Consider the following 13,105-nt stretch of genomic DNA (forward strand, 5'->3'; position numbering starts at 1 on the left):
CATGTCAGAAACTGTCTCAATCACCTCGAAACCAGGCTTTAAAAATACCATACATGGACTAGATGGCAGTCGCAAAGCTCTACAGCTGCTTGCAATCGCCTCTCAATACAAACAGCCCATTCTTTTTATGGCCAATACCGTGGCCGAATTAAATGAACTCGAAGATGAAATTCAGTTTCTTAATCATCAAAATAAAGACATATTAAGATTCAGTGATTGGGAAACACTACCTTATGATGCCTTCTCTCCTCACCAAGACATCATTTCTCAGCGTCTTGAGACATTGGCCAGGCTAACAGAAACCAAGAATCCAATCATTCTTACTACCATTGCTTCCTGCTTAACTCGCCTCTGCCCTAAGCAACACATTGACGCACAGCGTTTTCATTTAGCCGAAGGCCAAGAACTTCCTCTTGAACAACTTTCTAGAAAATTGACTAATGCAGGCTACCTAAATGTAGAGAATGTTCACGAACACGGAGAGTACGCTATCCGTGGTGCGCTTATGGATGTGTATCCAATGGGGGCAGAAAACCCTATTCGAATTGATTGGTTCGATAATGAGATCGAATCCATTCGATGGTTTGATCCGGAAACTCAACGAAGCATCAGCAAAATTGCAGAAATTAAAATGCTTCCGGCAAAGGAGTTCCCAACAACACCACAAGGCATTCAACAATTTCGCCAAGCATTTAGAGAACGCTTTGAGACGAACCCTCTTTCTAGCCCGATTTACCAAGATATTTCCAGCGGAATTATCCCCGCCGGTATAGAATACTATTTGCCGTTATTCTTTGAGCAAACAGCCAGCGTCTTTGACTATTTGCCTGACAACACGTTTTTGGTGAGGTCTGACACTTTTAACGAGCAATTTGCCAGCATCCTGCTCGATTTTCGCAGCCGCCATGAGTCGCTTAACTACAATATCGAACGACCTATTTTAAAACCCGAAGAAATTTGCTTAAAAGAAGAAGAACTTTTCTCTCAGCTAAATCAGTACACTAACATTATCTTTTCTGCTGAAGGCGAACATCCTACTTATAAAGCAATTGGTAATGTAAAAATTGACTCGAAAGCAGCTCAACCACTTGGCACACTGCAACAGTTTCTTGCCAACACATCTGCTCGGGTACTGATTGTTGCCGAATCAGCGGGGCGTCGCGAAGCTCTGCTTGATTTACTCAAAAAACACAGCATCAAACCTAAACACGTCGAGAACTGGAACGCTTTCACCAAATCGACAAAATCTTTAGCCATCACCGAAGGCAACATTGGCCGCGGCTTTAGCATCAGCGATGAACTAATACTTATCCCAGAAAGCGAAATTTTAGGCGAACGAGTTTCTCAACATCGACGACGCAACAAACAGAACAACATCAGTGAGGACGCTATCATTCGCAACCTCACTGAATTGAGGCTAAACGCCCCTGTTGTGCATATAGATCATGGCGTAGGACGCTATTTGGGGCTAACCAATCTAGAAATAGACGGACAAGAAACAGAACTATTAACCCTTGGCTACGCCAATGATGCAAAACTGTATGTGCCTGTTTCCTCTTTACAGCTTATTTCTCGCTACACAGGTGCTGACGAAGACACAGCTCCATTACATAAGCTAGGCACAGACAAATGGAGCGTCGCCAAACAAAAAGCCGCTGAAAAAGCCCGCGATACCGCTGCAGAACTATTAGAAATATACGCTCAGCGTGAAGCCCGTGTGGGTTACGCTTTCGCCAAACCCGACGACCAATATGAACTGTTTGCTGCGGGTTTTCCATTTGAAGAAACACCAGATCAACAGATGGCCATCGATGCTGTAATGAAAGACATGTCATCCAAAAAACCAATGGATCGATTGGTTTGTGGTGACGTAGGCTTTGGTAAAACAGAAGTTGCCATGCGAGCCGCCTTCCTAGCAGTTCAAGATGGCAAACAAGTCGCTGTACTTGTACCAACAACACTATTAGCACAACAACATTACGAAAACTTCTGTGATCGCTTTGCTGATTGGCCTGTGGAAATTGAATTACTGTCCCGCTTCCGTTCAGGCAAGCAATCTAACACCTCAATTGATCGTTTAGAGTCCGGTAAAGCCGATATTGTGGTCGGCACTCACAAGCTAATTCAAAGTGACATCAAGTTCGCCAACCTCGGCCTTGTGATCATTGATGAAGAACACCGTTTCGGAGTTAAACAAAAAGAACAATTTAAAGCGTTACGAGCAGAGGTCGATATACTGACACTTACTGCAACACCTATTCCTCGAACGCTCAACATGTCTTTGTCTGGCATTCGAGATTTATCCATTATTGCCACGCCACCAGCCAAACGTTTATCCGTTAAAACTTTCGTAAAGCAAAAAGAAGAGCATCAAATTAAAGAAGCCATATTGCGAGAGTTGCATCGTGGGGGGCAAGTGTATTACTTACATAACGAAGTACAAACTATTCAAAAAGCGGCCGAAGAGCTAGAAGAACTCATTCCAGAAGCTCGCGTCATCGTTGGTCATGGCCAAATGCGCGAAAGAGAGCTGGAACAAGTCATGTCAGACTTCTACCATAAACGCGCTAACATCCTCGTCTGTTCAACTATTATCGAAACCGGCATAGACATCCCAAATGCTAATACCATTATTATTGAGCGAGCAGACAAATTCGGTCTTGCCCAACTGCACCAGCTACGTGGTCGAGTTGGTCGATCTCATCACCAAGCTTACGCATACTTGCTAACGCCAAATGATCGAAAAGTAACAGGCGACGCAGAAAAACGCCTTGAAGCCATCACTCTAGCAGACACATTAGGCGCTGGCTTTACGCTTGCAACACACGATTTGGAGATACGCGGTACCGGTGAATTACTAGGTGACGGACAAAGTGGCCATATTGAGCATGTTGGTTTCTCATTATTCATGGATATGCTAGATCGCGCAGTAAAATCATTGAAGAATGGTGAATCGCCAGATATTGATATTACCTCCCCAGCTCAAACGGATATTAACCTAAGAGTACCAGCGCTTATTCCTGAAGATTATCTAGGCGATGTACACTCACGGCTGATTTTGTATAAACGCATCGCTAGCGCAAAAAGCGCTGAAGAACTAAAAGACCTACAAGTTGAAATGATAGATCGTTTTGGTCTATTGCCTGACGCAACCAAAAATCTATTCAGACAAACAGATCTGAAACTCAAAGCAGAAAGTTTGGGCATTAATAAAATTGAAGCCAACGCAAAAGAAGGTAAAATTTTCTTCAGCAGCAAAACACCAGTCGACCCGATGAAGCTCATTCGACTGATTCAAACTAAACCTGATATTTACAAATTAGTAGGATCAGATACATTAAAGTTTCTGGCCCCAATGAATAGCGCAGAAGAGCGCTTTCAACAAACCACTATGACATTGGAATTATTACATTGAAATCTTTAATTGCTATAGCGCTTTCACTTACGCTAATGAACACTCAACTGTTTGCAGATGATGGCAAAATAGACCCAGACACTGCCAGAGCATATCAAGGTTATTTGGTCACTTTCTTATGGCCAGAAGGCCAATCAACCGAGCAAGTTGACTACAAAAACGTCCTGTCTAGCGCCAAACTACTAAGACTAACTGATGAGGAAGTCGCTGCGCCAAACAGCACGAACCAAGAACTAGGAAAAGCTCCTTTTGGTAAGATAGAAGATAAAATTGGCCGTCATACAAAAATCTTAGCCAACGAAACATGGACTCTAATTTTCAAACACCCTGGCGACACCATTTACAAGAACTTCCATAGCCAACAGACAAAAGACAACTACCCTGAGCTAACAGGAAGCATCTCTATTAAATTAGGCCGCTACCTAGAATCCAACATCCACTACCAACATTACCTTTTTGATAGCTTCACTCTTCCTGATCCAAACGAATTAGGCATCAATCATGAATCAGACAATGCGAGCCTTTTCACCAATACAGACAGTGAAAGAATGACCAAGCCCAAATTCAAAGAATTCGAGCCAGCATTGATACTAACCTTAAATCAAAGCAATAAGACAGCCAGTAAAAAAGTAAATTATCTAGACCACCCTACCATAGGCACTCTGCTGTATTTTGAACCTATTGAACTAGAAGATGCTATTGAGAAAATTGCACTGCAAACTATCAATCCAGAAACTGGAGAAAGCCTGAACTACAACGACCTTAAAAGCACTAATGAGCTTGCTAGACGCACAATATCAACTCAAGAATAACGCATAAAAAAGGCTGGCTCCCTTAAGTGCCAGCCTTTATTAAAACGCATCAATTAAGACAAATACATCAAAAACTTAATACCCACGCGACTGAGCCAAACGACTAAACCAAGATACCGCCTTCTGCTCCACAACAGAGAAGAAGGACAAACCTAAACGCTCGGCCATTCCCTTTGGTTGCTTATAAACAACATGCACGACTTCAGTCTCATGATAATGAGACACCAGGTACGCATCACTCGTCATGACCACATCAACCAATTTATTTTCCAATGCTTCTGAACCATACCAAGTATCGCCCGTCGCAATGTCTTCAATATCCAATTGAGGGCGCTGGCCAGAGACAAAACGCTTAAATAAGCCATGAGTATCTTCCAAGTCTTGCTTAAACTTTTCACGGCCTTCGTCTGTATTCTCACCCAACATAGTTAAGGTACGTTTGTATCGACCTGCAGTATGAAGCTCGACATCGATCAGACTTTTATCCAGCAAGCGATGAACATTAGGAATTTGTGCTACCACACCAATAGACCCTAAAATAGCGAAAGGGGCTGCAATAATTTTATCGGCAACACACGCCATCATATAGCCGCCACTCGCTGCCACTTTATCAACACAAATAGTCAGTGGGATACTGGCTTCACGAACACGCTGTAACTGGGATGCTGCTAAGCCATAGCCATGAACCACACCGCCACCGCTTTCAAGACGAACAACCACCTCATCTTGCGGCTTAGCCACACTTAGTACCGCCGTAATTTCTTCTCGCAAAGATTCAACAGCAGACGCTTTTATGTCGCCATCAAAGTCCAACACATACAAACGCTTTTTATCAGCACTCTCCGCGACAGCAGGCTCTTTCTTTTGCTCTTTTTTTTCCAGTTTTTCTTTTTTCTTTTTTTCTTTTTCTAAGCTTTTAAGGGCTTTTTTATCTAACAACTGACGATCCAACTCGACCTTCATTGCATCATAATGTTCGTTCAGCTTAGTAACAGACAAACTTCCCGGTTGAGACTTACGCTTCCCACCAGACATCATTGTCAACAAAAAGCCAATAACTAAAGCCACACTAACTAGTTTCAACAAAAAACCAGCGTAATCCGCAAAAAATTCCAACATTTACTTCCTCTAAATATTCATAAGTTCTTGGCATATTGGGGGTATTTTTATAAATAACAATCTCTTTCAATGATATAACGCTATAGATACTGTTTTGCATATGCCTTATTATCTGCACACTTTGAACAATCGCCCTAGTCAAGCCCAGTATAAGAAAGCTAACAAGATTCTTTTGATTACACCAAAAAAGTAAAAAAATCCTGTTAGTTTTTTTGCACATTTAAGTGCCTTTCTATAAAGGAGCAATCAATGACACCTTCGTTATCCCAATCGTTTGGAAGGAACTTCCTCGGCGCCTCGCCACTCTGGTATAAACAAATAATATTAGCCTTCTTGATTATCAACCCAATCGTTTTAGTCGTACTAGGACCATTCGTTGCAGGCTGGCTATTAATTATTGAATTCATCTTCACTCTCGCTATGGCACTGAAATGCTACCCATTACAGCCAGGCGGGTTACTCGCAATCGAAGCCGTAGTACTCGGCCTAACCTCACCGGAAGGCGTATACTCTGAGGTTTCTAATAACATTGAAGTTATTTTACTTCTGATGTTCATGGTAGCGGGCATTTATTTTATGAAAGATATGCTACTGTTTATCTTTAATAAGCTGCTAGTAAAAGTGAAATCGAAAATCGTCATTTCGCTGATATTTAGCTTTTCTGCCGCCTTACTCTCTGCCTTTTTAGATGCATTAACCGTCACCGCTGTTCTTATTAGTGTTGGCGTCGGTTTTTATTCCGTCTATCACAAAGCCGCTTCTGGCCAAAGCTCTAATAAAAATCACGACCACGGAAAAGACGATTCAATCCTGCCTGTTAACGCAGAAGACCTAAATGAATTTCGCTCGTTTTTACGCGACTTATTAATGCACGGAGCTGTTGGTACTGCGCTTGGTGGGGTTGCCACATTGGTTGGCGAACCACAGAACCTACTTATTGCTAAAGTAGCCGGGTGGAATTTTGGTGAATTCTTTCTAAACGTGGCCCCCGTCTCGATACCTGTTCTAATCTGTGGCTTATTAACGGTAATCGTATTAGAAAAAACTGCTTGGTTTGACTATGGCGCCCAGTTGCCTGACACGGTCCGTGACATTTTGAATAACTTTGAAAAAGAAGAAAGTCAAAAGCATACTAACAAAATCAAGGCACAACTTATTGTACAAGGCATCGTTGCTATTGTTTTAATGCTGTCCCTTGCATTCCATGTAGCCGAAGTTGGCTTAGTCGGTTTGATGGTCATTGTTCTGCTAACCTCATTCAATGGCATCATTGAAGAACATCGCATCGGCCATGCATTTGAAGAGTCCTTGCCTTTCACCGCGCTTTTAGTCGTGTTTTTCACAGTTGTGTCCGTAATACATGCTCAGCATTTATTTCAACCTGTAATTGATATTGTGCTGAATCTGCCAACGGAGCGACAACCTCTAATGCTGTTTATTGCTAACGGATTATTATCAGCGATTAGTGACAACGTCTTTGTTGCTACCGTCTATATTAATGAAATTAAAGCAGCACTAGATGCAGGCACTATTACTCGCGAGCACTTCGATACTCTAGCCATTGCAGTGAACACGGGCACCAACCTACCAAGCGTAGCAACCCCAAATGGTCAAGCTGCATTCTTGTTCTTGTTAACTTCAGCTATCGCACCATTACTACGTTTGTCCTACGGAAAAATGGTATGGATGGCACTGCCTTATACTATCGTTCTTAGCATTGTTGGCGGACTGTGTGTTACCTACTTGTTGTGATGCAGCCTAAATACCTACTTCTATGCTCATGAGCGTTAACACATAAAAAAACCCTCTTCATCACAAAGAGGGTTTTTTGTTACTCTGCCCTATCCAAAGATAGATAGCTTTATAAATTCAGCAGCGTTATGAAACTAATGCTTTATGCGCCATAAAGACTGACCAGATTTGTTATCAATCAGATCTAAACGCTCTTCATGAACTTTTAACTCATCTTCGCTTGCTCTGATCACTTTCAGTGCTGGGCGATCCGCAGACAGTCGACGAATTTCTTCAATCCCCCCTTCTTCTTTAGAATCGGAGTCAGAGTTATTCGCCAACCCCAAACTGGTTTGGCCACCTGTCATCAACAAGTAGACATCAGCAAGTATTTCGGAGTCTAGAAGAGCTCCGTGTAATTCACGGTGTGAGTTATCTATACCATAGCGTCTACATAAAATATCTAGGTTGTTCTTTTGACCTGGGTGCTTTTTGCGGGCATAAACCAAGCTATCAAAAACACCACACACCTCAGCAGTTTTGGGAAAGCCACCTACCCGATCAAACTCATGATCCATAAAGCCAATATCAAACGGCGCGTTATGGATAATCAGTTCAGCACCCTTTATAAAATCAAAAAATTCTTGAGCCACTTCATGAAAGCGAGGCTTGTCCGCTAGAAATTCATTACTAATACCATGAACCCTAAATGCCTCTTCTTCAACTTCACGATCGGGGTTGATGTAAACATGAAAGTGTCGATTAGTTAACTTACGACCAACCATCTCGACACAACCAATCTCGATAATACGATGACCTTGTCGAGGATCTATACCTGTTGTTTCTGTATCAAGAACAACCTGTCTCATGATGCGGCCCTTAATTCGTCAATTCCCTGATTCGCTAACTGATCGGCAATTTCATTGCCTTCAATGCCCGCATGGCCTTTCACCCATTTCCATGTGACATCATGGTATTGGCATTGCTCATCAAGAGCTTGCCACAGGTCTTTATTTTTAACTGGCTGTTTGGAGGCCGTCATCCAACCTTTACGTTTCCAGCCAGCTAGCCATTCAGTAATGCCTTTTTGCACATAAGAGGAGTCCGTATAAAGCGTTACCGTACATACTTCTTTTAATGCTCGAAGCCCCTCTATCGCCCCCATCAGCTCCATACGATTATTGGTTGTATCGTGTTCACCACCGCATAAACGCTTTTCATGCTCACCAAAGGTTAGCCATGCTCCCCAACCACCAATACCTGGGTTTCCTTTACAGGCACCGTCTGTATACATTACAACTTTTTTCACTACTTCATCTCTTTTGCTGTTGGCTTTGTTAATGGAGGCACTCGAACACGAGCACCAGACCAACGAGGTTTTAATGGAATAAAACGCCTAACTTGCTTGGTTGCTGTCATAACATACACACCACTAAAAGGTAATTTTAACGGCCTTAAAAGCTTATCAATCCAAGTAAAGCGAGACCGCCATTTGCTACTTTGTAAGGGCGGTTCATAATAAATAAAACGTGTTGATTCTAATGTTAAACCAGCCACTTTCAACCAGTCTTCTAAACGCCGATGTCGAATAAATTGTCCACACCAAGGCGCTCTAATTTTTTTACTAAAAACCCGACGTATCCCCCATAACCCCCAAGGATTAAATCCAATAATAATGAGCTTTCCACTGGGCAATAAGGTTCTTGCCGCTTCTCGCAAATCATCATGAGGAGTAGCTGAAATATCTAGCGAATGATGAAATATATGAACATCAACACCATCAGGCTCAAGGGGCAATTCGCTTGCCCTAGCCACCACTGTATTATTAGGCGCCCCAAACTCTAGCGCAGGAGCAATCATAATACTTTCTCGCAGCCGGTGGTTTTTCAATGGTAAATCTTTAAGTGGTGACTGAGTGACTAGATAGTAGCCCACCGCTGAATCAAGCTCGGAATCGAGCTGCTCCTGCTCAAGCTTCAATAAGCTTTCACCTAAGTTACTTTTATACCATTTCTGAAAAAATTGTCTTGATTGATCATCCAACATACAATGAATTCTCTATTTATAACGGCATGACGATGTATTTATTTTTAAGCACGCCATATGAAATATAACAACCTTGATAAAGTTGACAACCTATGACCATCTTCCCGCTCCCTGCTTTTCAGGACAATTATATCTGGATCATCCAAGATAAAGATAGCTCGCGAATCTGGGCTGTAGACCCAGGAGACGCTGAAGTGGTTCTAACTTATTGCAGCAAGCATAACATGAGCCTAGCGGGCATTTTGATTACTCACCACCATAAAGATCATACCGGAGGAGTGGCTGAGTTAAGAAAACATTCAAATTGCCCTGTACATGGACCGAGTTACCTAACAGAGTTGGTTACACACCCAGTAACTGAAGGCGATATAATCGCTGTGTTTTCAGCTAACTTTCAAGTCATAAGCACTCCTGGACACACCCTAGACCATCTCTGTTACTTTTCAGACAACCAAACACCTCTGCTGTTTAGCGGAGATACCTTATTCAGAGGAGGTTGTGGACGTATAATGGAAGGTACTCCAGAACAAATGCTAAAGGCTATGAAAAAGATTTCAAGCCTTCCAGACAACACAATAATCTACGCTACTCACGAATACACACTGGCAAACTATCGCTTCGCTCTTTCACTTGAACCTGAAAACCCAGACCTAATACAAAGTAACACTAGCAGTCAAAAGCAACGTTCCAATAATGAAGTAACTTTGCCTACTACATTAAGTTTAGAGAAAAAAACTAACCCTTTTTTAAGGACCCATATTACGGCATTAAAAAATCAGGCAGCACAACAACTTAACGAAAATCCAGCCGCAGATTTAGTCGCTGCATTTAGCCAAGTAAGACGCGCCAAAGATAGTTTTAGTTGACCTCTATCGCAACGTCTTTAAAATGACCAAACTTTATCCAAAATTGTGACCTAAATGACCTATAAAATATTCTGGATTTGTCTTGCCAGCCTAGTTCTCAGTGCATGTCAAACCACCTCAAAACTAGAACAAAGCGATACATCTAACGAATCTATAGAAGCAACAGAAGATACAGATATTCTAGAAGCTGACACTGAACAATTAGGCTTTATTGATACCGTCCCTCCCGTTGATAGCGTAGAAGAAGAACAAGTAGTTGAACAGGATGAACCAGCTATTGCGGCGAAACCGAAAGCCCCTACAGACATTTGGGATAGAGTACGTGCTGGATACGGTCTGGATCTAGATATAGATCGCCCTCGCCTATCTTCACAACTTCGCTGGTTTAGCTCTCACCCCTCTTACCTTGACAGAGTATCAAAACGTGGCGAACGTTATTTATACTACATTGTCGAAGAGCTAGAAAAAGCAGGCATCCCAACTGAAATTGCATTATTACCCATTGTTGAAAGTGGCTTTGATCCTTTTGGATACAGTCATGGCCGTGCCTCTGGACCTTGGCAATTTATTCCTTCGACAGGCCAAATGTACGGACTTGATCAAACTTGGTGGTACGATGGCCGTAGAGACATTATTGGTTCAACTCAAGCTGCTATCGCTTACCTAACACGCTTGCATAAAATGTTTGACGGAAACTGGCTACACGCTCTTGCGTCTTATAACTCAGGTGAAGGTACAGTATCAAGAGCAATTAGAAAGAATAAGAAAGCAGGTAAACCCACTGACTTCTGGTCTCTGGATTTACCAAAAGAAACACGCGCCTATGTTCCAAAACTAATCGCATTAGCAAAAATCATCAAAAACCCGGAAAAATACAACTATTCAACGTATTTCATCCCGAATAAGCCTTACTTTGATATCGTCAATATCGGCGGTCAACTTGACTTAGCACAAGCGGCAGACATGGCTGAAATAAGTATCGATGAAGTTTATTTACTTAATCCTGGATTCAATCAATGGGCTACATCTCCTGATGGACCTCATCGTTTGTTGATGCCTATTTCCAAGGCCAAACTATTTAGAACTAAGCTAGCAGAAATACCAAGTAAAGAACGTGTTACTTGGGTTCGCTATACAGTAAAAGCAGGCGACAATTTATTGCTGGTTGCGAAGCAACACAATACCACGGTTAACGTTCTGCAAAACGTCAACAAGATCTCTTCTACGATGATCCGTGTTGGCCAAGAGCTCATGATCCCCGTTGCTGGGAACGATATAGAAAGCTACACCCTAAGCTCTCATCAGAGACTGCTAGCAAAGCAGTCCCGAGCACCAAACCGCAACAGAATCAAAATAAACTACACGGTTAACTCTGGTGATAGTTTATGGCTAATTTCTAACAAATACGGAATAGACAGCAAAACACTGGCTCGATGGAACAACATGGGACTTGGCGATCCACTAATGCCAGGCAAAAAACTTGTCGTTTGGTTGGAACCAAAAGCCTCTGAAAAGAGTACTCGTAGCGTGATGAAGAAAGTGGTTTATACCATTCGATCTGGCGAGTCATTGGCTGTAGTAGCAAATAAATTCAAGGTTTCCATTAACGACATTAGAGACTGGAACCCTAAAGTTAGCAGCCAAAAATACGTTCAACCGGGTGACAAGGTGACCTTACTTGTTAACGTGGTCGGCGGTTAAATAATACATCTGAATCACCATAAAAAAGGGGCTGATTATTAAAATCAGCCCCTTTTTTTGTTCATAAACAAAAAAGAAATTATTCGTAACGGCAAAGGTATGCTGTTGTTTCTTCTACTTTAACTTGAAAACTTTGATTCGCTTCTACGATAAAAGTATCGCCTTTGGTAAACACTTTCCAGTCACTTTGCGCAGGTAGTTTAACGGTCAAAGCACCTGATACAACAGTCATGTACTCACGCTGACTTGTCCCAAACTCGTAGTCACCAATAGCCATTACACCAACTGTTGACGTTCCTTCAGCATTGTCCAACGCAATGGACTTAACTTGATCATTAAAATAACTGTTCACCGTTAACGCTGTGCTCATATATAAACTCTCATCTTTATTTAAAAAACTTTGCTGTTGATCGCCTACGGCTCAAGAGTGCTGATTGCCCGCCATCTCTTCAATAATCCACTCTTTAAAAGCCAACATTGCCGATGTCACTGAGCGACGTTTTTCATACACCAAATAAAACGAACGGTTCGTAATTAAATGCTGATTGAATAGAACTTTTAACGTGCCAGCCTCTATTTCAGGCATGATTAACTCAGGATCTGTTAAAGAAATCCCCAAACCTTGCGCTGCAGCACCAGCCGTTAAAGACCCGCTAGAGAACATTAAACCTCGACGAAATAATTTAGGATCAAGATCATGTTGTTGCAGCCAGTCGTGCCATTCATCCTTTCTTTTTGTAACATGAAGAAGCGGATAAAAACGCATGTCTTCAGGCTTATTTATTGGCTGTTCTGGTTTTATTAATCGCGGGTTACATACAGGAGCAAGACGAGCAGGACGCAAGTAATGTGCTTCAACCCCTTCCCAGTCTCCTGCGCCAAAATACACAGCCATATCGATATCATTCGCCGAAAAATCAATCAAGCCTGTCGAAGAACTTATCTCAATTTCAATATCTGGGTATCTCTGCTGAAAGCGTTCCATTCTTGGCATTAACCAACGAGTAAGAAACGCAGGAGCAACAGCCAACCGCAGCGAGCCTGATTTTTGCTTACTTTTCAGCTCTGATGTGGCATTTTCCAATTGTTCAAAAATACTTTTGATGGGCTTTAAGTATGACTCCCCTGCCTCCGTTAACACTACTTTTCGCTTAGTGCGTCGAAACAACTCAAGGCCTAGAAAGCTTTCTAGGCCTTTAATTTGATGGCTAATTGCTGAAGGCGTCACAGACAGTTCTTTGGCTGCTTTATTGAAACTGCCATGTCGAGCAGCGGACTCAAAACACTTCAATGAGTTCAATGGGGGCAAACGATTAATAAGCTCATCTCCAATAGATAAGAAAGATTAATCAATAGCGTGAATATGGCTCACCTGTCAATTAAAAAATCTTTTCTGTGTAAAAAGTCATCTGACA

The 13,105-nt window shown here is 42.1% G+C and carries 11 protein-coding genes; 5 read left to right on the forward strand and 6 right to left on the reverse strand.

Going from position 1 to position 13,105, the window contains the following annotated elements; all coding sequences use genetic code 11:
- The first annotated feature begins 1 nt into the window (after position 1).
- The gene (gene mfd / locus JSY38_RS02680; protein WP_205115134.1) at positions 2-3,415 is read left to right on the forward strand and encodes a transcription-repair coupling factor; all 3,414 of its coding nucleotides are present in this window, start codon (positions 2-4) and stop codon (positions 3,413-3,415) included.
- Positions 3,412-4,227 (forward strand): hypothetical protein, encoded by an 816-nt coding sequence (locus tag JSY38_RS02685; RefSeq protein WP_205115135.1) that lies wholly within the window; start codon positions 3,412-3,414, stop codon positions 4,225-4,227. The genes mfd and JSY38_RS02685 overlap by 4 nt, the downstream gene beginning before the upstream one ends.
- 75 nt (positions 4,228-4,302) lie before the next feature.
- Here JSY38_RS02685 and sohB read toward each other — a convergent pair whose 3' ends face one another.
- Entirely contained in the window at positions 4,303-5,346 is a 1,044-nt protein-coding gene (gene sohB / locus JSY38_RS02690) for a protease SohB (protein ID WP_309477153.1), read from the reverse strand.
- A gap of 249 nt (positions 5,347-5,595) precedes the next feature.
- Here sohB and nhaB point away from each other — a divergent pair, with 249 nt between their 5' ends.
- The gene (nhaB, locus tag JSY38_RS02695) at positions 5,596-7,098 is read left to right on the forward strand and encodes a sodium/proton antiporter NhaB (RefSeq protein WP_114410894.1); all 1,503 of its coding nucleotides are present in this window, start codon (positions 5,596-5,598) and stop codon (positions 7,096-7,098) included.
- A gap of 134 nt (positions 7,099-7,232) precedes the next feature.
- Here nhaB and dnaQ read toward each other — a convergent pair whose 3' ends face one another.
- The 3 genes from dnaQ to JSY38_RS02710 are packed head-to-tail and all read right to left on the reverse strand — an operon-like array spanning position 7,233 to position 9,123.
- A complete protein-coding gene (dnaQ, locus tag JSY38_RS02700) occupies positions 7,233-7,946 on the reverse strand; it encodes a DNA polymerase III subunit epsilon (protein WP_205115136.1) in 714 nt (237 codons plus the stop codon).
- Positions 7,943-8,386 (reverse strand): ribonuclease HI, encoded by a 444-nt coding sequence (gene rnhA / locus JSY38_RS02705; RefSeq protein WP_239544222.1) that lies wholly within the window; start codon positions 8,384-8,386, stop codon positions 7,943-7,945. Before rnhA ends, dnaQ begins: the two co-directional genes overlap by 4 nt.
- Entirely contained in the window at positions 8,386-9,123 is a 738-nt protein-coding gene (locus JSY38_RS02710; protein ID WP_114410896.1) for a class I SAM-dependent methyltransferase, read from the reverse strand. The genes rnhA and JSY38_RS02710 overlap by 1 nt, the downstream gene beginning before the upstream one ends.
- 92 nt (positions 9,124-9,215) lie before the next feature.
- On the opposite strand from JSY38_RS02710, the gene gloB reads away from it, so the two are divergent.
- Together gloB and JSY38_RS02720 are read left to right on the forward strand one after the other, a co-directional pair.
- On the forward strand, positions 9,216-9,989 hold the full coding sequence (gene gloB, locus JSY38_RS02715; RefSeq protein WP_205115137.1) for a hydroxyacylglutathione hydrolase: 774 nt from the start codon (positions 9,216-9,218) through the stop codon (positions 9,987-9,989).
- Between the two features lie 54 nt (positions 9,990-10,043).
- Entirely contained in the window at positions 10,044-11,690 is a 1,647-nt protein-coding gene (locus JSY38_RS02720; protein ID WP_205115138.1) for a lytic transglycosylase, read from the forward strand.
- 79 nt (positions 11,691-11,769) lie between these two features.
- Here the strand turns inward: JSY38_RS02720 and ppnP are convergent, their stop codons facing one another.
- A complete protein-coding gene (gene ppnP, locus JSY38_RS02725) occupies positions 11,770-12,060 on the reverse strand; it encodes a pyrimidine/purine nucleoside phosphorylase (protein WP_114410899.1) in 291 nt (96 codons plus the stop codon).
- 51 nt (positions 12,061-12,111) lie between these two features.
- Positions 12,112-12,999 carry a transcriptional regulator GcvA gene (gene gcvA, locus JSY38_RS02730; RefSeq protein WP_309477154.1) on the reverse strand — a complete coding sequence of 296 codons (888 nt, stop codon included), beginning with the start codon at positions 12,997-12,999 and terminating at the stop codon, positions 12,112-12,114.
- Between the last annotated feature and the right edge of the window lie 106 nt (positions 13,000-13,105).

The organism is Marinomonas foliarum (assembly GCF_016906065.1).
Lineage (GTDB): Bacteria > Pseudomonadota > Gammaproteobacteria > Pseudomonadales > Marinomonadaceae > Marinomonas > Marinomonas foliarum.

Coding starts and splice junctions, on each gene's coding strand:
- mfd (WP_205115134.1), top strand. CDS start 2: ATGTCAGAAACTGTCTCAATCACCTCGAAACCAGGCTTTAAAAATACC.
- sohB (WP_309477153.1), bottom strand. CDS start 5,346: ATGTTGGAATTTTTTGCGGATTACGCTGGTTTTTTGTTGAAACTAGTT.
- nhaB (WP_114410894.1), top strand. CDS start 5,596: ATGACACCTTCGTTATCCCAATCGTTTGGAAGGAACTTCCTCGGCGCC.
- dnaQ (WP_205115136.1), bottom strand. CDS start 7,946: ATGAGACAGGTTGTTCTTGATACAGAAACAACAGGTATAGATCCTCGA.
- JSY38_RS02710 (WP_114410896.1), bottom strand. CDS start 9,123: ATGTTGGATGATCAATCAAGACAATTTTTTCAGAAATGGTATAAAAGT.
- gloB (WP_205115137.1), top strand. CDS start 9,216: ATGACCATCTTCCCGCTCCCTGCTTTTCAGGACAATTATATCTGGATC.
- JSY38_RS02720 (WP_205115138.1), top strand. CDS start 10,044: ATGACCTATAAAATATTCTGGATTTGTCTTGCCAGCCTAGTTCTCAGT.
- ppnP (WP_114410899.1), bottom strand. CDS start 12,060: ATGAGCACAGCGTTAACGGTGAACAGTTATTTTAATGATCAAGTTAAG.